General features: G+C 33.5%; 17 protein-coding genes and 1 tRNA gene. 7 read left to right on the forward strand and 11 right to left on the reverse strand.

Annotated features, from left to right (window positions below; translation table 11 throughout):
* Positions 1–19: 19 nt before the first annotated feature.
* The 5 genes from ilvN to AC2DGP_RS08695 all read right to left on the reverse strand — a co-directional run bounded on the left by ilvN (position 20) and on the right by AC2DGP_RS08695 (position 6,624).
* Positions 20–538 (reverse strand): acetolactate synthase small subunit, encoded by a 519-nt coding sequence (ilvN, locus tag AC2DGP_RS08675; protein WP_484489672.1) that lies wholly within the window; start codon positions 536–538, stop codon positions 20–22.
* 6 nt (positions 539–544) lie between these two features.
* Entirely contained in the window at positions 545–2,260 is a 1,716-nt protein-coding gene (gene ilvB / locus AC2DGP_RS08680; RefSeq protein ID WP_484489673.1) for a biosynthetic-type acetolactate synthase large subunit, read from the reverse strand.
* 51 nt (positions 2,261–2,311) lie between these two features.
* Entirely contained in the window at positions 2,312–3,991 is a 1,680-nt protein-coding gene (ilvD, locus tag AC2DGP_RS08685) for a dihydroxy-acid dehydratase (protein WP_484489674.1), read from the reverse strand.
* Between the two features lie 302 nt (positions 3,992–4,293).
* Positions 4,294–5,076 carry a tRNA pseudouridine(38-40) synthase TruA gene (truA, locus tag AC2DGP_RS08690; protein WP_484489675.1) on the reverse strand — a complete coding sequence of 261 codons (783 nt, stop codon included), beginning with the start codon at positions 5,074–5,076 and terminating at the stop codon, positions 4,294–4,296.
* Positions 5,077–5,082: 6 nt separating this feature from the next.
* A complete protein-coding gene (locus tag AC2DGP_RS08695; RefSeq protein WP_484489676.1) occupies positions 5,083–6,624 on the reverse strand; it encodes a hypothetical protein in 1,542 nt (513 codons plus the stop codon).
* A 383-nt stretch (positions 6,625–7,007) separates the two neighbouring features.
* Here AC2DGP_RS08695 and AC2DGP_RS08700 point away from each other — a divergent pair, with 383 nt between their 5' ends.
* The 5 genes from AC2DGP_RS08700 to cysM all read left to right on the forward strand — a co-directional run bounded on the left by AC2DGP_RS08700 (position 7,008) and on the right by cysM (position 13,937).
* Positions 7,008–8,168, forward strand: coding sequence for a 2-isopropylmalate synthase (locus AC2DGP_RS08700; protein WP_484489677.1), 1,161 nt, complete (start codon positions 7,008–7,010; stop codon positions 8,166–8,168).
* A 197-nt stretch (positions 8,169–8,365) separates the two neighbouring features.
* Positions 8,366–10,522: an HAD-IIB family hydrolase gene (locus AC2DGP_RS08705; RefSeq protein ID WP_484489678.1), complete on the forward strand. Its 2,157-nt coding sequence runs from the start codon at positions 8,366–8,368 to the stop codon at positions 10,520–10,522.
* Positions 10,523–10,524: 2 nt separating this feature from the next.
* Positions 10,525–11,985, forward strand: coding sequence for a family 43 glycosylhydrolase (locus tag AC2DGP_RS08710; RefSeq protein WP_484489679.1), 1,461 nt, complete (start codon positions 10,525–10,527; stop codon positions 11,983–11,985).
* Positions 11,986–12,231: 246 nt separating this feature from the next.
* The gene (epsC, locus tag AC2DGP_RS08715; RefSeq protein WP_484489680.1) at positions 12,232–13,029 is read left to right on the forward strand and encodes a serine O-acetyltransferase EpsC; all 798 of its coding nucleotides are present in this window, start codon (positions 12,232–12,234) and stop codon (positions 13,027–13,029) included.
* A gap of 17 nt (positions 13,030–13,046) precedes the next feature.
* A complete protein-coding gene (gene cysM / locus AC2DGP_RS08720) occupies positions 13,047–13,937 on the forward strand; it encodes a cysteine synthase CysM (protein ID WP_484489681.1) in 891 nt (296 codons plus the stop codon).
* Here cysM and AC2DGP_RS08725 read toward each other — a convergent pair.
* From AC2DGP_RS08725 to trxB, 5 genes are all read right to left on the reverse strand, one after another.
* Positions 13,907–16,381: a penicillin acylase family protein gene (locus tag AC2DGP_RS08725; protein WP_484489682.1), complete on the reverse strand. Its 2,475-nt coding sequence runs from the start codon at positions 16,379–16,381 to the stop codon at positions 13,907–13,909. The two genes, cysM and AC2DGP_RS08725, sit on opposite strands and share 31 nt — an antisense overlap.
* Positions 16,382–16,399: 18 nt before the next feature.
* Positions 16,400–16,963 (reverse strand): pentapeptide repeat-containing protein, encoded by a 564-nt coding sequence (locus AC2DGP_RS08730; protein WP_484489683.1) that lies wholly within the window; start codon positions 16,961–16,963, stop codon positions 16,400–16,402.
* A gap of 5 nt (positions 16,964–16,968) precedes the next feature.
* Positions 16,969–17,508: a YfiT family bacillithiol transferase gene (locus AC2DGP_RS08735; RefSeq protein ID WP_484489684.1), complete on the reverse strand. Its 540-nt coding sequence runs from the start codon at positions 17,506–17,508 to the stop codon at positions 16,969–16,971.
* A 1-nt stretch (position 17,509) separates the two neighbouring features.
* Positions 17,510–19,477: a transglutaminase family protein gene (locus AC2DGP_RS08740; RefSeq protein ID WP_484489685.1), complete on the reverse strand. Its 1,968-nt coding sequence runs from the start codon at positions 19,475–19,477 to the stop codon at positions 17,510–17,512.
* A gap of 109 nt (positions 19,478–19,586) precedes the next feature.
* Positions 19,587–20,534, reverse strand: coding sequence for a thioredoxin-disulfide reductase (gene trxB / locus AC2DGP_RS08745; protein ID WP_484489686.1), 948 nt, complete (start codon positions 20,532–20,534; stop codon positions 19,587–19,589).
* A gap of 234 nt (positions 20,535–20,768) precedes the next feature.
* Here trxB and AC2DGP_RS08750 point away from each other — a divergent pair.
* Positions 20,769–20,843, forward strand: a tRNA-Pro gene (locus AC2DGP_RS08750).
* Between the two features lie 72 nt (positions 20,844–20,915).
* On the opposite strand, the gene AC2DGP_RS08755 is transcribed toward AC2DGP_RS08750, so the two are convergent.
* Entirely contained in the window at positions 20,916–21,746 is an 831-nt protein-coding gene (locus tag AC2DGP_RS08755; RefSeq protein WP_484489687.1) for an NAD-dependent epimerase/dehydratase family protein, read from the reverse strand.
* A gap of 389 nt (positions 21,747–22,135) precedes the next feature.
* Between AC2DGP_RS08755 and AC2DGP_RS08760 the strand changes: the two genes are divergently transcribed.
* On the forward strand, positions 22,136–24,436 hold the full coding sequence (locus AC2DGP_RS08760; RefSeq protein WP_484489688.1) for an Ig-like domain-containing protein: 2,301 nt from the start codon (positions 22,136–22,138) through the stop codon (positions 24,434–24,436).
* Positions 24,437–24,462 lie beyond the last annotated feature (26 nt).

The raw sequence follows: 24,462 nt of genomic DNA on the forward strand, positions 1-24,462 counted from the left end.
AGATGGCTTTTTTAAGAAACTATAGATTTTTTAATTGCTTAGAGATTTTCATTTCCGTTTTTGAAACAGAAATTCTACCTGTTCTTACGAATTGCATAATTCCATAAGGAGCTAATTGATCATACAAAGCTTCAGTTTCCTTTCTGAATCCAGTTTTCTCAATTACAAAAAAGTCAGGATTTACCGTTACAATACTTGCATGACTATTTTTGATAATATTTTGAATTTCTCTTTTATCAAATAATAAGTTTGAAGCTATTTTATACAACGCAGTTTCATGAAAAATAATCTCATCATCTGTATGGTAATAAGCTTTAATTACTTCAATTTGTTTTTCTATTTGACCTACTAGTTTCTTTACAGCAACTTCTGTCATATTTGCCACAATCGTAAAACGATGTACATTTTCAATTTCAGATCTAGAAACATTCAAACTCTCAATATTGATATGTCTTTTCAAGAAAATAGTTGCAATTCTATTTAATAACCCTGGATTATTTTCTGTATAAACAGAAATCGTAAATAATTGTTTTTCCATTTTCTTTTATTTTAATCTTACATCTGAAACACTAGCCCCTGTAGGTACCATCGGGAAAACATTGTCTTCCTTCTCAATCATTACTTCTAAGAAATAAGATTCTTTAGAAGCAATCATCTCTTTTACTGCACCTGCTAATTCCTCACGCTTTACAACTTTTGTAGCCTTGATATCATAAGCCTCCGCTAGTTTAATAAAGTCAGGATTTGTCATCACTGTAGAAGCATAACGCTTATCGAAAAACAACTGCTGCCATTGACGTACCATTCCTAAGAACTCATTATTCAATACTACTATTTTAACCGCAGCACCTGTTTGTAAAATAGTACCCAATTCTTGACAGGTCATTTGATAACCTCCATCACCGATATAAGCGACTACTTCTCTTTCTGGAGCACCCATTTTAGCACCAATTGCTGCTGGTAATGCAAATCCCATTGTCCCTAACCCACCAGAAGTAACATTACTTCTCGTTGTAGTAAAATCAGCATAACGTACTGTAAACATTTGATGCTGTCCAACATCAGAAACAATTACTGCATCTCCATTTGTTTCCTTATTCACTTGGTTGATTACCTCTCCCATTGTTAAACCTTCTTTTGTTGGTTCTAACTGTGGAATAATAACCGCCTCGTCTTCTATTTTTCTATATTCCTTAAATTCGTTGTGCCAAGCTTCATGCTTCGTTTCATTGATAAAAGGTAATATTTTCGCTAAGGTATCTTTAGAATTACCAATTACAGCAACATCCGTTTTTACATTCTTATCAATCTCTGCAGGATCAATATCAAAATGCACTACTTTTGCCTGTTTCGCATATTTAGATAAATCTCCCGTAACACGATCATCAAAACGCATTCCAATAGCAATCAACAAATCACATTCGTTTGTCAATTTATTAGGTCCATAATGTCCGTGCATACCAACCATCCCAACATTTAATGGATGTTCGGTTGGTAAAGCTGATAATCCTAAAACCGTCCATGCCGATGGAATACCAGACTTTTCAATCAAAGCTTTCAGTTCCGCTTCCGCTTCTCCAAGAATTACTCCTTGTCCGAATACGATAAAAGGTTTTTTAGCTGCATTGATCAACTCAGCTGCCTCCTTAACTTTTTCGATATCCGTTTCAGGAACTGGTTTATAACTTCTTACCGCAGAACATTTCTCATAAGAATAATCCAATTCTCCCAATTGAGCATCTTTAGTGATATCAATTAACACAGGACCTGGTCTTCCTGATCTTGCAATAAAAAATGCCTTTGCAATAGCCGCAGGGATATCTTGAGATTTTGTTACTTGAATATTCCATTTTGTTACAGGAGCAGAAATGCTAATCACATCTGTCTCTTGGAACGCATCAGTACCTAACAAATGAGATGCTACTTGCCCAGTAATACAAACTAAAGGCGTAGAATCAATCTGCGCATCTGCAATCCCTGTAATTAAGTTAGTTGCTCCTGGACCAGAAGTAGCCAAACAGACTCCTACTTTTCCAGAAACTCTAGCAAAACCTTGAGCTGCATGAATTGCACCTTGCTCATGACGGGTTAATACATGATGTAATTTATCTTGGTACTTGTATAATTCATCATAGATAGGCATAATTGCCCCTCCAGGATAACCATAAGCTAAATCCGCACCTTCTTCTAAAAGAGCTCTTACAACTGCTTCTGCACCTATAATTCTTTCAGTTGATTTGTTATTTGTTGAATTTCCCATATTCGAAAATTTAATATATCAATTGCGAGCAATTGAAAATGTTTTAAGGAATTAGTATTTATCTGTTACACAACCTTCAGAAGCAGAAGCAACTGATTTTGCGTACTTAAATAAAATTCCTTTATTATGTTTTAAAGCTGGTGTTTGCCAGTTTTCTTTACGTTTTGCAATCTCCTCTTCAGAAACTTGCAAGGTGATAGAATTGTCTTCTGCACTAATTAAAATCTTGTCTCCTGTCTCAACCAATCCTATCAATCCTCCTTGTTGTGCTTCTGGCGTTATGTGCCCAACAACAAAACCGTGCGTACCACCAGAGAATCTTCCATCAGTAATCAAAGCAACTGACTTTCCTAAACCAGCTCCCATAATCAAAGAAGTCGGCTTTAACATTTCCGGCATACCAGGTCCTCCTTTAGGTCCTACATAACGGATAACGACGACGTCTCCTCTTTCTACTTCTCCATTTGAAATCCCAGTGTTTGCAGCTTGTTCACCATCATAAACAACAGCTTTACCTTCAAATACCAATCCTTCATTTCCAGAAATTTTAGCCACGGCTCCTTCTTCAGCAAGGTTTCCGTATAAAATCTGTAAATTCCCTGAAGACTTCAATGCTTTATCCGTTGGGAATACTACATCTTGATCTTCAAATTCCATAGCTTCAACATCTGCTAAATTTTCAGCTAATGTTTTTCCTGTAATTGTCATACAGTCACCATGCAAAAATCCTTTTTCTAATAAATATTTCATAATTGCCGGAGTTCCTCCAACACCATGAACATCTTCCATTAAATATTTTCCAGAAGGTTTTAAATCTGCAATTAACGGAGTTCTATCTGAAACTCTCTGAAAATCTTCTAACGTAAATTCAATATCCGCCGCATATGCAATTGCTAAATAGTGTAATACTGCATTTGTAGATCCACCCAATGCATTTACAATTGCAATTGCATTTTCGATAGATTTTTTAGTTACAATATCCTTTGGTTTCAAATCTAATTCCAACAAATTTTTCATTGCTTGAGCCGTACGCTCAGCCTCAGATAATTTATTAGGATTTTCTGCAGGAATTGAAGAGTTATAAGGCAATGCCATTCCCATACATTCTATAGAAGAAGCCATTGTGTTTGCAGTATACATACCTCCACAAGCTCCTGCACCAGGAATAGATGCTTTGATAATCTCTCTGTATTCTTTTTCATCAATTTCACCTGCAACTTTTTGACCTAACGCCTCAAAAGCAGATACGATGTTTAATTTTTTTCCTTTGTAATTCCCAGAACGAATGGTACCACCATATACCATGATAGACGGACGATTCAAACGTAACATTGCAATAATTGCTCCTGGCATATTTTTATCACAACCAACAACACCAATAAGACCGTCATAACTCTGAGCGTTTACAACTGTCTCCATAGAATCAGCAATGATATCTCTAGATGCTAATGAATAATTCATCCCAGAAGTTCCCATTGAAATTCCATCACTCACACCGATAGTATTAAAAACCAATCCGACCTGCTCATTTTTATTTGCTTCTTTTTTGATTTCTGCAGCCAACGTATTCAAATGCATGTTACATGGATTTCCATCATAACCAGTACTTGCAATACCGATTTGAGGTTTTTTCATGTCTTCATCTGTTAAACCTACCGCATATAACATCGCTTGAGAAGCTGGTTGAGACTCATCTTGTGTTAATCTACTACTGTGTTTATTTAATGCCATTTTATAATTTTTTATATCCTCCGAAAAGGAATATGTTTCAATCCAAATTTGATTTCCTAAGCAAATATAATACTGCCTAATTATTTTTTTGTTTTTTTATATAATACACTACGTTATTCAAGCCATCATTTAAAACCCTTAAAAACTGTATAACAACAAGTTACATTCAAAAATCTACAACGATAAACCTAAAAAAAAGGAGAATATTCAAGGAATAATCACTTTTCAATAGCGATTTGCAAATATCTGCATATAATTATTCAAATTCAAGATTTAGAATAATAATATTTTGCAAAAAACGATCAATCAAAAGTGATAGAATCTAAAGTCAACCCTGAAGCTGGAGCTAATTCCTTTAATGTTTCAGAGGAAGGATTTTCAAGAGTGTCTCTAATAAAATCTAAATCCACAAGCCCTTTTCCTAGTTGAAACAAAACCCCCATCATCAACCTAATTTGATAACGCATAAAACCTGCACCTTCCACTTTTAGCATGTATGTTTTTTTTGGAAAAAAATTTGCAACAAGTTCTGTATTCTCAACAATTTCACAAGAGGATATTTCACGCACAAAAACGGTATGCTCGGAAGGTTTGTAAGCATATCGCTGAAAATTATGTTTCCCCTCGAAAAGCTTTGCACCAACTTGCATCAAAGCCACATCCAACTCCTCAATCACCCCTAACATAAATGGTGCACAAAAAGGATGAATTTTTTCACCGCAAGAAAAGAGGTAAGTATATTTTTTCAGTTTTGAATTTTGTATGATATTAAAAGAAGCCTCTACCTCAAAAATTTCAAGAATTTTAATATCATTTGGAAGACTTTTATTCAGTTTTTCCTTTAACAAAACTGCATCAATTTCTTCATAAATAAAAAGCTCAAATGCAGATTGACTTGCAGAGACCATCATATCGGTTCTACTAGCTCCTAAGACCTTGAAATTTGAATGCTTAAAAACAAACGACAACGTTCTTTCCACCATTTTTTGAACCGTTTTCACATTGGGTTGTACTTGCCAACCATGATAACGAAACCCTAAATACTGAAACTTTACTAAATAAAAATATTTTTGCTGTTGAGACATAAAATTTTATTCTCTAGAACGCATTTTTCTTTTTACAACCTCTTCAACTGGAATACCTTCAATATTAGATTCTAACCAAGAAATAATATCTAAATACAAAAAGGCTCTTTTTTCGTAGGGGTGATCTTCAAATTCCTTTAATTCTTTATGTAATTTTTTGAAAGCATCTTTCAGTTCATTTGGATATAACGAAGTCAGATTCCTAAGGAATTTTATCATTTTTTTCTGAACCTCGTACAAATTATCCATCTTTAGTAAAAACTTATAGGTGGATTTGATGAGTTCATCAATATTTTGATCTTGTCCAGATTCATAATGGGCAACCAAATCTAAAACTCTGGTATAACATAATAAATCTTCACGCATTTTTAAATCCTTATTTTGAATAATCTTATTTAAATAAATGATACAGTTATCATAATCGCCTGCACCAAAGTACATACAGCCAATTTTATAATAAAACAGCATAACATGATGCGCATCTATTTTTTTTCCAAAAGCTTTAATCTGACTTAAAACTTCTGGCACAAACTGAGTTCCTTTATTAAATTCTCCTTCTAAATAATAAAGATTTATTTTATGTTGAAACAAATATAAATTTGCCAACAACAAGGTATTCTCATTGACAAAAAACCTTCTATACTCGATAGAATCCTCCAAAGAAATTAAGGTTTCATTAAATTTATAAGTCTGCTGTAAATAAAACAAGGACTCCAAAGAATAATTTATCGCTTTCAAATAAAATACTGGATGCAATTGCTTCATATCCGGATACTCATCAAAAAGGGCTACTAACTTTTGTGAGTATCTATAACAAGACAGAAAATCTTGAATTATAAATGCGTACCATAATTTGGCCTGAAACAAAAACATTTTTCCGGTAAAGCCCTGTTCTGAAAAAACAAAATTGGGTAAACGAGCTTCATAATAATCATTAACTATCTTAAAATCATTATCATTTCTAACATAACCGTACTTTAAAAACCAGCTGTACAACTGCAGAGATAAGTTAGATAATTTTGATACTACTACATTTTTTGCGCTGATATTTTTCGCCTCTACAGATAATATATCGGCACGATCACTCATAGACCTAGTGATATACTGAGACTCAATAACTTTCTCTAGTTCCACTAACTCGTATGCCAAGGTATATTCTTCTTTACTAATAGCAACATTTTTAGTTTTATCTAAAATCTTTAGACTCTGCTTGTACAATCCTTTATTGTATAAAATTGTTGCAAAATCCAATTGCTCTCTAATTTGAGTTCTCGCATTCTGATGAATCGGACTCAAACGTAAACTAATTAAAATTTGCTTGTACAAATGCGCTTTAGAATTAGAGATTTGTTGCTTTTTGATATTTGTTTTTTTTAATATCAACTGCTCATCATAAACTTCCATTTTATCCATAACACTAAAAAGTGCCATAAAATTAGCCTCGGCATTACCTCCTAACCTTCCTGCATACAGTTTAAATTGTCGTTTTTCCGATTTTGACAATGATTTTATCAATAAAAAAAGAGAATCTTTTTGATCCTGAGGCATAATGAAGAATTTATTGTTTCACGAACTAGAAAAACAAACTTACTACATTTTTTACATTTTTCTTAAAATCTCATCCAATTAGAAATCCTCTTATCAAATTCTATCAAAACACCCAGTAATAATGTAAACAAACTAAAAACCATTCCAATTTATTTTACATTAAGAAATTCAACAACAAACAAAACAACTCAATTTAATGGCTTTTTGATTTATGTATATTTCAATTAGCCATTGTAAAAAGAAAACACCTTAATAACTGATTTTCAGTTTTTTAAATGATATTCTGAAACATTTGAATACAGTAATCATTGTATATTTGATAATAAAAAAGCTAATATTTACGCTATTTTTGAAGTATAGTTAAAACACAAATACAAGGAAAGATGAGTGATAATCATGTTCAAATTTTTGACACAACCCTAAGAGATGGTGAGCAAGTACCTGGATGTAAACTAAATACTTCGCAGAAATTAGTTATTGCAGAGCAATTAGATTTATTAGGTGTTGATATCATTGAAGCTGGTTTCCCTGTTTCGAGTCCTGGTGATTTTAAATCAGTTGAAGAAATTTCTAAAATTGTAAAAAACGCAACAGTTTGTGGACTTACTAGAGCTCATGAAAATGACATTAAGGTTGCTGCTGAAGCACTTAAACTAGCAAAGAGACCAAGAATTCATACTGGAATCGGTACTTCTGAGTCTCACATCAAATACAAATTCAACACAACTCCTGAAAAAATTATTGAAAGAGCTCAAGCAGCTGTAAAATATGCAAAAGGTTTTGTTGAAGACATTGAATTTTATGCAGAAGATGCGGGTAGAACAGACAACGAGTATTTAGCACGTGTATGTGAAGCTGTAATCAAATCTGGAGCTACAGTTTTAAACATCCCTGACACAACAGGTTACTGTTTACCTGAAGAATACGGAGCAAAAATAAAATACCTTAAAGAGAATGTAAAAGGTATTGAAAATGTAATATTATCATGCCATTGTCATAATGATTTAGGATTAGCAACTGCCAATTCTATTGCAGGTATCGTTAATGGTGCTAGACAGATCGAATGTACTATTAATGGTATTGGAGAAAGAGCTGGTAATACTGCTTTGGAAGAAGTTGTTATGATCATGAAACAACATCCTTATTTAGAATTAGATACGAATGTAAACACTCAAATGCTTTTTGGTATCAGTCAGTTGGTTCAAGAAAGCATGGGAATGGTAGTACAACCTAACAAAGCTGTTGTTGGTGATAATGCCTTTGCTCATAGTTCTGGGATCCATCAAGATGGTGTTATCAAAAACAGAGAAACATATGAAATTATGGATCCAGCAGATGTTGGAGTGACAGAATCTTCAATTGTTTTAACTGCAAGAAGTGGTAGAGCTGCTTTAGCATACAGATTAAAAAACAACGGATACGAGTTGACTAAACTTCAATTAGATGCAACTTACCCTGAGTTCCTGAAATTCGCAGATACAAAGAAAGAAATCAACGATGAAGATTTGCATATCCTAATGGAAAAATGTCAAATCAAAGGATAACTTGATTCAAACGATATAAAAAGCCTTACTAATTTAGTAAGGCTTTTTTTTGTTCAAAACTCAACCATAGGTTTAGTAAACTCCTCATTACAAGCAATAAATTTGGTCACATCCCAAAAAAAACGTAATATAATAAAGTAATTAATCGTTACACCCTACATATTTTTTGAAACCTATAATACTAAAACCATATTGCTATGAAATTACGTATTGCGTTGATGAATGTACATGGACTTATTCGAGGTGAACATCTAGAGATTGGTAGAGATGCTGATAATGGAGGTCAAACTCGATATGTTTATGACCTAGCCAATCATTTATCAAAACACCCCAAAGTAAAATCTGTTCATATTTTCACTAGACTTATTGATGACCCGGAAGTATCAAAATGTTATTCTAAATCTAAAGAAACGATAAATTCAAAATTAGAAATACACAGAATACCGTTTGCCGGTAAAAAATACCAACCCAAAGAATATTTATGGGATTATTTAGATGATTTTGTCTCAGGCGCTATAGCCCACATGAAAAAATTTGAAATCCTACCAGATTGGATTCATAGTCATTATGGCGATGCTGGTTATGCAGCGGTTGAATTATCGAAAATATTAAACATCCCTTTTTGTCATACAGGTCACTCTCTAGGCTTGCATAAAAAAATAAAACTTTTAGAAAAAGGACACTCCGAAGAAGAACTTGAGAAAAAATTTAATTTTAATAAAAGGATTCAAGCTGAAGAATCTGTTTTAGAAAATTCGGAATTCATTATCACTTCCACACACCAAGAAATCCATTCTTATGAAGATTATGCTAACCATCAACAAGCAAAATTTCAAATAATACCACCGGGAATAAATATTGAAAAATTTGAACCTTATTATTGTCATAAAAATGAAAATGAAAATAGCAAACGACATCATTGGGTTGGAGAAAAAATAGAAAAGTTTTTATCAAACCCCCATAAACCAGTAATTGTTGCAATCTCTAGACCCGACCGTCATAAAAATTTACGAACACTAATCGAAGTCTATGGAAAAAATAAAGAATTACAAAGTCTCGCAAACCTGGTGATATTCGCAGGAATTAGACAAGATATTAATGACATGCCTGAAAAGGAAAAATCTGTTTTAACCGAGATTCTTTTGCTCATGGACAAATATGATCTTTATGGAAAACTAGCCATTCCTAAAAAACACGATGTTGAAAACGAAATCGCCACGATCTACTCATATTGTGCAGAAAAAAAAGGAGTATTTGCTAGTTTAACTCTTTATGAAAATTTTGGACTTACCATTATCGAGGCGGCTAGCTCTGGTTTACCTGTTGTAGCAACCAAATTTGGTGGACCCTCTGAGATCATTCCCAACTGTAACAACGGAATTCTTGTAAATCCATTAAACGCAGATGAAATAAGTGCTGCATTGATAAAAACTCTAACAAATAATGACCTGTGGAGAAACCATTCTGAAAGTGGTATTTCTAATGTCAGAAAGATATATAACTGGGAAAGTCATGTTGAAACATACCTGAAAAGAATTTGTGAAAATCTAAAAGCATCGTCTAGCAAAAATTACAATGCATCCGGAATTCCCGTTCAACTGAGACTTAAAGAAAACATTGAAAAACTAATTGTTTGCGACATTGATGGTACATTACTACACCCTGAAACTAACAATCCAGGATTAGAAAAACTGTTACTACAATTAACACAAAGACCTAAAAATGTTGCCTTTGCACTTGCTTCAGGAAGAAGTCTACCCAAAATAATGGAATTTTTAAAAGAATTTGATGTCCCTACTCCAGATATTGTTATTTCTTCAGTGGGTACAGAAATCTACTACCCAAACCAAGATAGTTTTCACTTAGACAAAAAATGGCATAAGTTTATAGGAGGACGATGGAAACGAAACGACATCTACAAAGCTTTAAGTGGAATCAAATGGCTTAAATTACAAGCAGATTTAGGGTCGCAAAACATTTATAAAATTTCTTATGACTACAAAAAAGAAGATTTCAATCTTGACGAAATAAAAGAGGCTTTAGGAAACATTTACCACCTTGTAAACATCATAGCATCACAAGATCAATTTTTAGACATTATCCCTAGAAGAGCATCCAAAGGAAATTCTGTAAAATACATATGCAGGAAATGGAACATCTCTAAAAAATCAACATACACGGCAGGAGACTCAGGGAATGATAGCGATATGTTTATGCCCTTAGTTAAATCGATTATTGTAAAAAACCACACCAAAGAACTTATCCCCCTATTACATTTACAAAACAATTATGTTTCTGAGGGAATAGCTGCTGAAGGTGTTTTAGAAGGATTAAAACATTATAAAGTTCTATAATTATGTATTCAGGAGGAGGATTTAGTAAATGGGAAATTGGTGATATTGATGTATTTATCCACAATGGAAAATACCATCTCTTTCATCTAATAATTCCTAACCATGACTATATTGCCCATGCCACATCTGAGGACGGCATCAACTGGAAAAGAAATAAAAACGCACTTTTTGTAGGCCACCCTGGAGAATGGGATGACGACATGCTTTGGACTATGCATGTCTCACAAGAGCAAGATTATTTTGTAATGTATTATACGGGACTTAAAAGAGAGGACCAAGGTGATATTCAAAAAATAGGAAAAGCAAAATCTAGAGATTTGATTCACTGGGAGAAAGACACCTCCTTTGAACCTATAGGATCTGAAGCTCCTTTTTATGAATGTTCTGAAACGAATAACCCAAGACAATGGCTTAGTTTTAGAGATCCTTTTCTCTTTAAAGATAATAACCATACACATTTGCTCATTTGCGCTAGAGGGCCAGAAGGGTTTGTATCAAGAAGGGGTTGCGTTGGACTTGCCACACTTGAAGATCAAACCTTCAAACTAAAAAAGCAACTATTTTCCCCAATGGTGTATGATGATGTAGAGTGCCCTTGTGCCTTCAAGATAGACGGAAGGTATTATTTAATTGGATCTATTAGAGAAGATTTAAAAATCCGATATTGGTTTTCTGATAAATTTACAGGAACATATGCTTCTTACAATAGCAATGTACTTTTGCCTAAAGGAAATTACGCTGGTAGAGTTGTAAAAGACGGAAAACACCTTTTAGTCTATAGCTTTTATTTTTCTGGAAAAAGCGTAAACACCTACCGAATAATCACCCCTCCTAAAGAAATTGTTGCAGATAAAAAAGGGCGACTGAAATTAAAATCTTTTTATCGTTGGGAAGAAAAGGTAACAAAAACAATCCCTCAAACAGGTTTTAATAAAACTGAAACACTATTAAATAATCCAACCAGTGTTATTATTGAAACCCTAGAAGAAAGAATTGTAAGTACCAAAAGTGGTTATGAATTATTCGGATGTAAAAACCCTTTTAAAAACTTTATTTGGGAAGGAGAACTCCACCTCTACAACCTAGGGAAATGCGGTTTGGTATTTAACTCAGACTCTAACGGAAATGGATACTATATCTCTTTTGATTACTTAAATGGTTTTGTCCAAATTAGACAATGGGGTCACAACGATCAGGATATTGCGAACAATTTTATTTTTAAAAACTTACAAATAAATCAATTTGAACACAGCGAAAACAAAAAAATTAAGTTCTCATTGATTGCCTATGGTACTTATATTGAATTATCAATTAATGGAACTGTAAGACTTACCTTAGTAGATTCCTTATTTCAAGGTGGCTATATCGGCATTTATTGTTCTTCTGGAAAAGCAGGATTAACAAACAGCTATTTAAAAAAATTAGCCGAACCAGAAACAGAATACGGTATCAAACAAGAATAAAAAACGTCTTCAGCCTTACCTACCAAGTAAGGCTTTTTTTATTGTAAGAAAACTTGTGAAACAACGACTTGAATGCTAAGTTTTACTTTAGTACTTTTGAAGTCTACTTTAGACTACAAAGATGTTACTACAACAAGCACATAATCTAAAATTTTTCCGCACAAAAATTCATGCGTGTCTTTGTTGTTGCTGTTTCTAAATTAACTTGCATTTAAATTATTAAATTAACATTTAACATCAGTAATCATGACAAAAGATCTGATTATCAAAAATATTGATTCTTTAAAGAATCACACCGCTATAAATTACGGTATCAAAACAAAAACAGAAACATTTACAGAAAAATTATTCTATACTCTTTTTGATACAAACGCTGACTTACATAAAAGCATCGATGAACTTGAATCTCTGTTCAAACAAATTTCTGTGGTTGCTTGCAAAAAACCGGAAGATTTATGCGATTCCATTTGGGATAAATTTTTAGCAAGCTTACCTAATGTTTTAGAAAAATTAATTCAAGATGCAAGTTTCATTTTAGAAAACGATCCTGCATCCAATGATTTACAAGAAGTATACCTTGCTTATCCAGGGTTTTATGCTATTGCAATCTACAGACTAAGTCATGAATTATACCTCTTAAAAATGCCTCTTTTCTCTCGACTAATGAGTGAATACGCTCATAGAATAACTGGAACAGATATTCATGCTGGAGCAGAAATTGATTCCCCATTTTTTATTGATCATGCAACAGGTATTGTTATTGGAGAAACTGCTCATATTCATAAATATGTAAAGGTGTATCAAGGTGTTACATTGGGCGCATTGAGTGTTAGTAAAGACATGAAGAATGCCAAAAGACATCCTACTGTAGAGGAACATGTATGCATCTATGCAAATGCAACAATTCTTGGTGGTGAAACTATAATCGGTAAAAACAGTATCGTGGGTGGTAACTCTTGGGTTACGCGCTCAACACCGGAAAACTCAATCGTTTTAAATACTACAACTACCGAGGTAAAAATAAAAGAAAAAGAAGATCGTTAATTCCTTAATACCATTCTATGAAGCCTAAAAAACTTGTTGATTTAATTGGAAATACTCCATTAGTAATAAGTCAAAATTTAGTAAAAAACAAAAACGTTCAACTTCTTTTAAAATTAGAAGGAAATAATCCTGGCGGGAGCGTAAAGGACAGAGCAGCATATAATATGATTGCATCTGCCTTGGAGAAAGGGGTGATTAAAAAAGATGATATTTTAATTGAGGCTACAAGTGGTAACACGGGGATTGCTCTAGCAATGATTGCTCAAATTTTAGGCATCAAAATCGAATTAGTTTTACCTGAAAACTCAACCAAAGAGAGAACTCAAACCATGCGAGCTTATGGCGCAAAAGTTGTGCTTACACCGGCTTCTGAAGGAATTATTGGATCAAGAGATTATGCAGATAAAAAGGTTGCTGAAGGAGGTTATATAATGTTGAATCAATTTGCAAACAAAGACAATTGGAGAGCACATTATAAAACTACCGGTCCTGAAATATGGAGAGATACCCAAGGAAGCGTTACCCATTTTGTTTCTGCTATGGGAACCACCGGGACTATTATGGGAACCTCAAGGTATTTAAAAGAACAAAATCAGGACATTCAAATCATTGGTGCCCATCCAAGTGATGGTTCAAAAATTCCAGGAATTAGAAAATGGCCCGAAGAATATTTACCTAAAATATATGACGCCAAAAGAGTAGATCGCGTTCTTGAGGTTAGCGAAACAGAAGCTAGAGCTATGACCAAACGTTTGGCAAATGAAGAAGGTATTTTTGCAGGTATGAGTAGCGGAGGATCTGTTGCAACCGCTGTTAAAATCGCAAATGAACTTGAATCTGGCGTAGTAGTCGCCATTATTTGTGATCGTGGAGATCGTTATTTATCCTCTGATTTATTCGAATCATAACAAAAAACATAAAGGAAACAGTTTACATCTGTTTCCTTTATGTTTTTTGGTTCTAGTACCAAATAGTTTTTTGATTTTCGAATTTCAGTTTCATTTAATAACATTGGAACAAATTCTCCATTCAAATATTTTTGAGATTGATTTTTGTAAAACTCACTAAATGGATTACCAGACTGACCGGTAGGAATGATGGCCTTACTATTTTCTATATTTGAAAATTCAATTACCCTACGTGTGGATGGACCTGATTTTACTTTATACAAGCCGGAAGCATTGATTTGATATTGTAAATTATTCAAAACTTCATTTGCACCATGAGTTGCGAAGGGACCTATATTTAAAAAAGGCCTAAACACAGCTACAGCCCCTAACGGGTGTTCATGTTCAACTGTATGTACGCTCCCCCATTTCCAAGTTTCAATATCTTTTCCTAATTGATTTTCCAAATCTGAAATAGCTCTATTAAAGGTCATTGTTAAAATTTCTTTTCTAGTCTCCACCCTTTGAGCTGTACCAACTTTATCCCACCATATTGAATTAGAATTTTCTATTAGGAAGTTGATCGTTCTTTTTTGAACATGCGTATTTAAAAACTGTTCAAATAGCTCTCCTCCCATTTCATCTTTAAGAGTCTCTTCTAAATATACATAAACCAATTTCATGTAAATTGTTGCAGGGATAGATTCAATTGTAAAATCAGCATCCCAACTTTCTAACAACTGACATGCTCTAACTACATTTTCAGAACCTGAACGTAATAATTCTTTCAGAGGAAACAAGGAAATAAATTCTTTTGCCGTACTCGAGGTCACATCTAAAGTCATCTTCATCATTTCCTCTTGAGTAATATTTGTTTTATCAGTTAACAACTCAACAATCCTTCTTCCTCTATCTTCCGGAAGGTAGTAACCATGATAACCTTTTTGTTCCTGCACACCATTTTGTTCTAAAACTGCAAAAGACTGATTATTTGCAGAATACACAAAATTAGCACTCGGATTTAATGATTGGGGGTTCTTAGAAAAATCTACCGGTAACAATTCATCATCCTCTCCTTCGGCTCCGCTTAATACAAATTTTGGATTAACACCATTCGTATGTTCCATTAGTTTTGCTGCAGCCCACCAAGCTATATTTCCTTTAGCATCTCCATACATCATATTCAAACCGGGCGCATGTATAAGACGAACTGCATTTTGAAATTCTAATACAGACTTAGAATGTGACATTTGGTAGGAAGCTTCTAATAATTTATTTTCATGTTTTGTATAGATCCAATCCATAGAAACAGGAAAATCACTATCAATCTGTTCTATCAAATCATTGACAATCGGACCATGTATTGTATTCCTTAATTTAAACGTTACAGGATCACCTCCTTTTACCTCAATACTCTTTTCAGAAACCTGATATGGTATCTCCATACCTTTATACAAATACCTATTTTCTTGTTTCACAGATGGTGTCTCAACATAAAAATCTATATCATCATTTTCAAACATAGTAATACCATATGCATAATCTCTGTTATGTGCTAGCAACGCAAAGGGTGTTAAACCAAGATGAAAACCATAACTTTCAAAATCAGGAGTTTTCAAATGGGCTTGATACCAAACAGCTGGTTGTGAAAAACCAATATGAGGATCATTTGAGAAAATTACTTTTCCCTCTTTTGTTTTTTCAGGACCTACTACCCACGAATTTGACCCTACAAATGTAGGTACAGGTAAATTCTTTATCAGAGATGAAATTACAGCCGTGTAGTCCTCTTGCCCCTGCGAAACTGGAGTTCCTAAAATACTGGTTCTAGAAGAATCTATTTCAATAGGTAAATCTCTCAAATATGCATCTCCCAATTTTGATTTTAATGCAGTCAACAAAGGGTCCGTTTTATGAGCCATGGCAAAACTAAATGCCATATACCCAAAAACATTATAAACATCATTCAACTGATACAATTCCTTTTCCAATCCTAACACATGAAATTCAAAAGGCGTTCTTCCATTTTTTATATATTCATTTATCCCAGCTAAATAAGCTTTTGTCAGTAAATAACTAGAAGTCGTGGTATCTAACGTCTGGATGGTTTCTTTAGCAGCTTCTTCTATACCTAAACTCTTAAAAAAACGATCTACCTCAATGGTTTTATCACCAAATAGTTCCGACAATCGTCCAGCTGCTACACGCCTTAGAACTTCCATTTGCCATAACCTATCCTGTGCATGGACATACCCCAAAGCTGTATAAGCATCTTTCTCCGAAAGAGCCTCTATATGAGGAACACCAACATTATCATAATAGACATTTACATTAGCTTCTATCCCTTGTAATTCGAGATTTCCTTTATATTGAGGTTGTTGATAAACTGAATAAGAATAAACAAAAACAATTAAAAGCAGTATCAACCCCACTAAACTCCAAAGGATTCTTTTTAAAATAAGCATATTGTATGTTTTAATAAATTAATCTAGAATGTTTAAATTATATTTTACCAACAATCCTAAAACACCTTCTTTAGAAAAAGTGGCATTTTTAATTTTATTTCTTTCCGGGTCAATATGATAATGATAGGACGAATAGAAATCTGCCTTTTCTAAATTCGTATTTGCAAAAATCGATTTTTTACAATCACAATTATCAAATATAGCATTCGTAAGATCAGCTTGTGTAAAATCAACTTCCTCTAAGTTACAATTTCTAAAAATAGTTTCTTTTATTTCTAGTTGATAAAATACGGAATAGCTTAGTTGACTTTTGATAAAGGAAAAATTCAATAAAAAAGTATTACAGTGACTAAAATCCACTCCAACCATCTTACAATCTTCAAATAAGACCTCTTTAAAAGCCGTATTAATGACCTCAACATTACTAAGATTGCAATTAATAAATTGACAATCTATAAACTCAATATTCGAAATTTGAGAACCTGAAAAGTCACAATTCATAAATACGCAGGAATCGTACTCCATTTTCGGTAAACGCTTCTTTGTATAATCAATATTTTCAAATTTTTTATCGAGTTCCATTAAATCTAATATTTCAATTCCAATGCTTGTTTTACATGTGCAAGATGATGGTTTGAATGCCAAGCGTATGACCCAATGACATCCTCTAACTTAAATTTTGTACCATGTTCTGGATGCACATACTCTCTTTTTAAATCCGCTTTTTTCAATCCTTTCATCACTTGTACTAGTTTTGCATGCAAGCCTTTTAATAACAACAGTGAAACCTCAAGGTTATCCTCTAAAGAATCTGGTAATTCAGCAAAACGATCTTCATAATAAGGGCGAATAGCAGGTACCTCCTCAGTTAATGCAAGTTTAATTCTTATCAAGCAATTCATATGACTATCCACGCAATGATGAACCACCTGTTTTAGGGCCCACCCCTCTGGTCTGTATTTATAATTTAGTTCTTCTGTTGTTAAGTTTGCAACCACTTTCTGCAGTCTTTCAGGAAATAATTCTATCTCCAAAATCCAATCTTCAATCTGTTTAGCTGATATAGACTCAGGTTTTTGGAACTCTCCTATCGGAAACCTTAACCTATATAATTCTTGTTCTTTCATATTATTTTTTCTTTAATACAACAATTGAATTTAACTGAGCAGAAACCGCCTTTTCCATTATTTTTTTCAATCCCTCATACAACGCTGGCTGATATTGACTTTCTCTAAAATTAAGTCTAAAGTTAACCGTCAAAACACTTCCCGTTTTAGTAGTATTACAAATAAAATCACCTTTCCGCTCAGGTAATCTTATATTCACAGACTCTGGCAATTCTCCTATTTCATAAAACTCCCCAACATCCAAATTAACTCTATATAAGTAACTATCCTCATAACCAAAATCCACAGGATAGGTTCTGTGTTGAAGTTTGAAAGGATTTTTTGTAAAAAACTTATAAAAAAAAGGATCTAAATAAATTCCTGAGGCAACATCAATTTCAAAGTCTCTTTCCAATTCTAGCTCCTCTTTAAATTTTTCATCGTCAGGCCCAGAACTTTTCAATGCATAATTTTTTATTTCAAACCCTTCAAATTCTTCCCGTAATTTATTTTCATAATTGGCAGGATTTGGGTAGTATTTTTTCTTTTTTTCTAGAGCATGATATCCAGAATACCCGGTTTTCATTTTCCCTTTTAATGAATTTGGGTCCACAAACTTCAAATTCAAACTCATAAAACTCATTGAACCTTTTTTGTTTTCAAGCGAAACCCAGTCACTACCTTTTTTAAAATCCAATTGTCTACCATAGGTATTTAAACATCTAAAAGGTAATTGGCCAAAAGAAGTATATGGATCAGATGCGTCTAACAAATAACTTTTCCCATTGATTGTAGCCTTTACCAATAAATAATTAAACTCTGAAGGAACTGGAAACAACTTAGTTGGTAGTCCGTTTGCTCGAGTAGAAGAAATCACTGGATATACTTCGATTCCATTCGCCTTTAATAAATTATGAAGCAAGGTATTCATAGAACCAATATTCCCTGATTTCTCCTCAACCATTTTTTTTACAGAAATATTCGTATACAGATAGTAATCCTCATTCCAAACATAATTGTTTTGAACATATTCAAAAATAGCCTTTGCCTTTCTCAAAGGATCTGGTTCCGACACAATATCTAGTGGCAACACTCCCTTTACTGAGCTAGATTTTCGTAATTCTTTTCCTAAGGACTTCGATTTTATTTCTCGATCTGCATCTCGCCATTCTTTCGTAATATTATCAACTCTTCCATCAAAATACTTAAGCTGCATCAATTCATATTCAATTTTTGAAAGATAATTATCCTTGGCTGTCATGAAATCTTCCTCAATAAAAGCAGGAATGTTTTTCATTAAATAATAAGATTTTGTACAATCTGCACTAGCCGTACCGAATGTGAAACAATCTCTTTCTATTTCATTCTGATTTTCATCTAACTTTTGAATACCCACCAATTTTATATTATAATTATAATTGGCTGGAATTTTAGTAGTATACTCACTAAATAATTTTGGAATATCAGATTGAAAATTCCAATTATGAAAATTATAAATATAAGGTGACCTAATGGTGTAACTATAGGTAATTACCGAACCTACCTTTATATTAGGTAAAGTAAAGGTAACCGTGCTATAATTCTCATTTAACTCTTCTTCAAAAACTTGAGACTTATCCATGTCTATTACAGTAACTTTCCCGTCCTCTTTGACATAAGAAGTTGCTTTGATATCTTTTACTTTTTCAAAACCATTTTTGCCCTCATATAAGTACAATTTTACCGTTGCATGCTCAAACCCATCAGTGTTTAGTATTTTGATTTTCTTTTTATAATGAGTTACTACCGTATATTCAGATCGTTCAATAAAACTATTTCCAGATTCAAAAATCACCAAAGCATTTGCAAGAGAGTCTTGAGGATACAAGTTATTTACCAAGTCTTTTTCCGACACTTTATAAGCGGTAGTAAAATTAGACTCTTGAGCTGTTACACCAACTACCACGAAGAGCATTACAACAATCACCTTTAAGAAATTATTTTTTTTCACAGATTTTTTTTTACGAATATACAAAATCAACCAGGAGTGAAACCTTCAAATCAAGACATAAAAAAAGCCGCATGAAGTTCATGCGGCTCTTAATAAATTATCGTAAATCTTACTCTAAAGACCCTAAATAACGTTCTGCATCTAACGCGGCCATACAACCAGTACCCGCAGCCGTAACAGCTTGTCTGTATTCTTTATCCTGTACATCACCTGCTGCAAAAACCCCAGGTAAATTTGTTTTTGTAGATTTTCCTTCAGTAATCAAATAACCAGCATCATCCATATCTAAAATATCTTTAAAAATATCTGTATTTGGTTTATGACCAATAGCAATAAAAACACCTGTTACAGGAATATCTTGCTTCTCGTTTGTTTGATTGTTAAAAGCTCTTACACCTTCTACCACAGAGTCACCTAACACTTCTTCGATTTCCGTATTAAACATAACCTCTAAGTTTTCAGTTCTCTCAACTCTATGTTGCATCGCTTTAGATGCTCGCATATAATCTTTACGAACTAATAAAGTAACTTTATTACAAATATTAGCTAAATAAGTAGCCTCTTCAGCAGCAGTATCACCCGCACCTACAACTACTACATCTTGTCCTTTATAAAAGAAACCATCACAAGTAGCACAAGCAGAAACTCCACCACCTTTTAATTTCTCTTCACTTTCTAGTCCCAAATACTTCGCTGTTGCCCCTGTAGAAATAATCACAGTTTCAGCCTCAATTTTAGTAGCCCCATCAATAATTATTGAGTGTACACCACCAACTTCTTTTGAAAAATTAACTTCTGTTGCCAACCCAAAACGTACTTCTGTTCCAAAACGCTCTGCTTGGTTTTTCAAATCTTCCATCATTGCAGTTCCATCCGTTCCATTTGGATATCCTGGAAAGTTATCAACTTCAGTTGTTGTTGTTAATTGTCCCCCCATTTGCAAACCAGTATACATAACAGGTTTCAAATCTGCTCTAGCAGCATATATTGCAGCAGTGTATCCTGCAGGTCCAGAACCGATAATAAGACATTTGATTCTCTCTATTGTATCTGACATAATATTGTATTTAAATTTGTGAAACAAAAATAAACTTTTTAGTCAGCCAAATACTGCAATGTTTATAATTTTTTATAATCCGATTATAAGGAAAAACAATCTCTGCCTCAAAATAAAATCTTCATTCTAGCCCTCGAAAAAAAACTTTATATTTTTTCGTTTTTTTAATTGTCAAAATAGTTGTTTTAACTATATTTGCAACTCGAAATCGGGCACTGATTTCATCAACACTCTCGGGGTGTAGCGTAGCCCGGTCATCGCGCCTCGTTTGGGACGAGGAGGTCGCAGGTTCGAATCCTGCCACCCCGACAAACCTTTATAGGTTTTAACAAAACACTGTTAGTTTTCTACTAACAGTGTTTTTTGTTTTAAGCACTTCCTCTACAAAGAGAAACCTTCTTTAAAAATCCACTCAGGATTAGAAAACTCATAAGCATACTTTAGCAGGATTTTAGATTTTTTATTATCTACAATTTTATAATGCTCATTAGAAGTCATCTCAAAAGAAGGAGCAAGCAATTTCAAGGCTTCAGCAGCTTTTTCATAAAATTCTTTTCTATTAGGATGTGTATCAGCACAACCATTGATAGTAGTCCCAAAACAGTCTAATTCCAAAATGCTAGAAATCAAACCGATTACATCTTTTTGGTGAATTAAGTTGACCGGACCATTAGGATTTTTTAATTGTCTTTTATTAGCCAGAAATCTACCCGGATGACGTTTTGGTCCAATCAAACCAGCTAAGCGTAAAACAGTTAAGTTACTTCCAAAATGTTCTTTTAACATTTTTTCTGCCGCAACAAGTGCCATACCAGAAGCCTTCTCTGGAACACAAGCTATTGATTCATCAACAACACCATTTGTATTTTGATAAACTGAAGTCGAACTCACAAAAATTACTTTAGTTGTTCTAGCAGTTTTATTAATAATCTGTTGAATTTGTGCCGGATGAATTTTTTCAATACCCTCTACCCGTTTCGGAGGAAAATTTAGGATCAATACCGATGCGTTCTCAATAAAGCTTTCCCAATCGCCAATAAGCGCATCTGCTTCTAATTTTATGTGACATGCCTTAAAATTATATGGCTCAAATGTTTTTAAATTACTCAATCTACTGGTACTACCATGTACTTGATATCCTTTTTTTTCTAATTCTATTGCAAGTGGCAACCCTAACCATCCTAAACCTAATATCGAAATATCTTTTATCATCACTGATTTTTTTATTCTTAAACTTCCAGAATTTCAATGCCTTCATTTATCATCAAAATATTAACTCAAAAGCTACAATTCTTAAAACACTAACATCTCAAAATGCTAATGATTTTCAACAAACATTTGTAAATTTTAAATCCCTACAAAAATATTCAATATTCGACACAATCCCTTTAGATTTAAATCCTAATACATCTAGAATCGAAAATAAATCCCCAAAGTAAACTAACAAAAAAACAATTTCTTACATTAGTATATTAGGATTTAATCCATATTAAAAGGGAAAAATTCAAAGGTAATCTAACCACATAAAAAGATAATATAGAGCAACTTGTAGCATCTAACAGTAATTAATTTTACAGAATAACTAACATTAAACTAAAATAATGATTACAAGAAACAAAAAATTAAATTGGTTACTACTCTGTTTATTTCTCTTTTCAGTGAATAGCAAAAGTCAGAATCAACCTTTAACCGCCAAGACTGGCGAAACTTGGGAAATTAAATGGAATCGATCAGATGATTTTAATGGCACCGAAGTAAACCGGAACAAATGGAATCCAAATGTCTCCAATGTAGGAGTTTGGTCATGGGACAATAATAATGTCAATGTTTCAAACGGAACAGCTAAAATAACCGTAACACAAGAAAGCCATACTAGAACTTTCTGGGATGGATGCAACCAAAAACAGGTGGCAAATTTCCCATTGTATTACAAGTCTGGAATCTTAAAAACTTTCGCTACCGGAAATTACGGTTATTATGAAGCTAAAATAAAAGGAGCTGCCTTATTCCCTGGAGTATGTCCAGCATTTTGGTTATACAGCTCAATTGATAGAACTCAGAACAATCCTGGCGATGTTCAATATAGTGAAATCGACATTATTGAAATGCAGCAAGGTGACACTAATCATGGATTTGGAAACGACCCTAAAGGAATGGAGCACAACCTTCACACAATTGTTGTAGAACCAGACGGAACTCCAAAATGGCATAGACCCAAAGCTTATCCAGAAGAAAACCTAAATTTATACAACGCACCATTTGACCCGAGAGATGATTTCCATATTTACGGATGCGAAGTAAACAAAAACGAGATTATCTGGTTTGTTGATGGAGTTGAAGTTGGAAGAAAACAAAATCTTTACTGGCATAGACAAATGAATGTTACATTTTCAATGGGTTTAAGACGTCAGTTTACAGAGTTCAAGTGTAATCAATTTTATCCAAATGCCGCAGCTACTACGAAAACAGGTTTTCCTACTACAATGGAAATAGACTATGTAAGAGTTTGGGAAAAAAAAAGCGATGACGTTACTGAAACCATAGAATTCACAAACACTGGTTTTGAATCTGGTTCTTTAGCACCATGGGAAAACATAGGTCAAACCGCTTCAATTGTTTCTAACAACTATCAAAGTGGTAGCAAAGCTGTATTCATCAATGGAAACTCTTCTATCCAACAAGTTGTAACTGTAAAACCAAATACAACCTATACATATGCAGCATATGCTAAAGTAAAAGCACAGGGACAAAACATCTTTCTAGGAGTCGCAGATTATGGCTCAGATCCAGTGAGCACTTCTTTTACAAGCACAAATTACACAAAGAAGGAGGTAACCTTTACAACAGGTAATACAAACACCTCAGTTAAACTATGGTTCTGGAATGGTGATGCTACACATCAAGCATATGGAGATAATTTTTCACTCACCGAAGCGACCAATGCTTCTGTTAGTGTTACAGGAATCTCCCTGCCAATCAATTCTGCAACAATAAATACTTCTGAAAGTATTGAGATTACTCCTACTATAATACCTCAAAATGCAACAAACAAAACAGTTCTATGGAGCTCTAGCAATTCAAATATTGCATCAGTCAATGCACAAGGTATCATTACAGGGGTTTCAACAGGTCAAACAACTATTACCGTAAAAACGAATGATGGTGGTTTTTCAAAAAGTATTACTGTAACAGTAGAAAACAACACTCATAACAGTGGTGCTCCATTTAACCAAGTAATAAGCCTCAAAGCCAACAATGGAAAATACATTAGCACAAACACAAAATCAAGCAATGCACTTCAGGCGACAGCAAATACTGTAAGCACAAAAGAACAATATAGAGTTATTGATGCTGGTGACGGATACTTTGCGCTTCAAAATTTATTTAACAACAAATATGTTACTGTTTCAAACACGAGCAATGCGGCAATCCGTGCAGGTTCTAATGGAGTATTTAACAGACAAAAATTCACTTGGGTAGATAAAGGCAATCAGCTGACCTCGTTCAAAACCAAAATAAATGACTTATTTATTGAGACGAATAGTTCAAATACAGCAGACTTACAAGCAACAGCAAATTCAACAAATTCAAACAGTGCTTACACTTGGAATATTATAAATACCGGTTCAAAAAGCTTAACTATTAGTGAGCAAAACAACAGCAGTAATCAAATAGTTTCTGTGTATCCAAATCCAGCACAAGATCATGTTAATATTAATATAAGTGATTCTATAAAGGAAAAATACACAATAACAATATATGACGATAAAGGAGCCGTGATATTAAATTTTGACTCCATTGAAAATAATTTTAACCTGAACACAACTCAGTTAAAAGGTTTATATATTATTAGAATAATATCTCCATCTTTAAATCATGTACAGAAATTGGTCATTGAATAATTCGGTTAAGACAACCTAATTAATCA

The organism is Flavicella sp. IMCC45537, assembly GCF_057197705.1.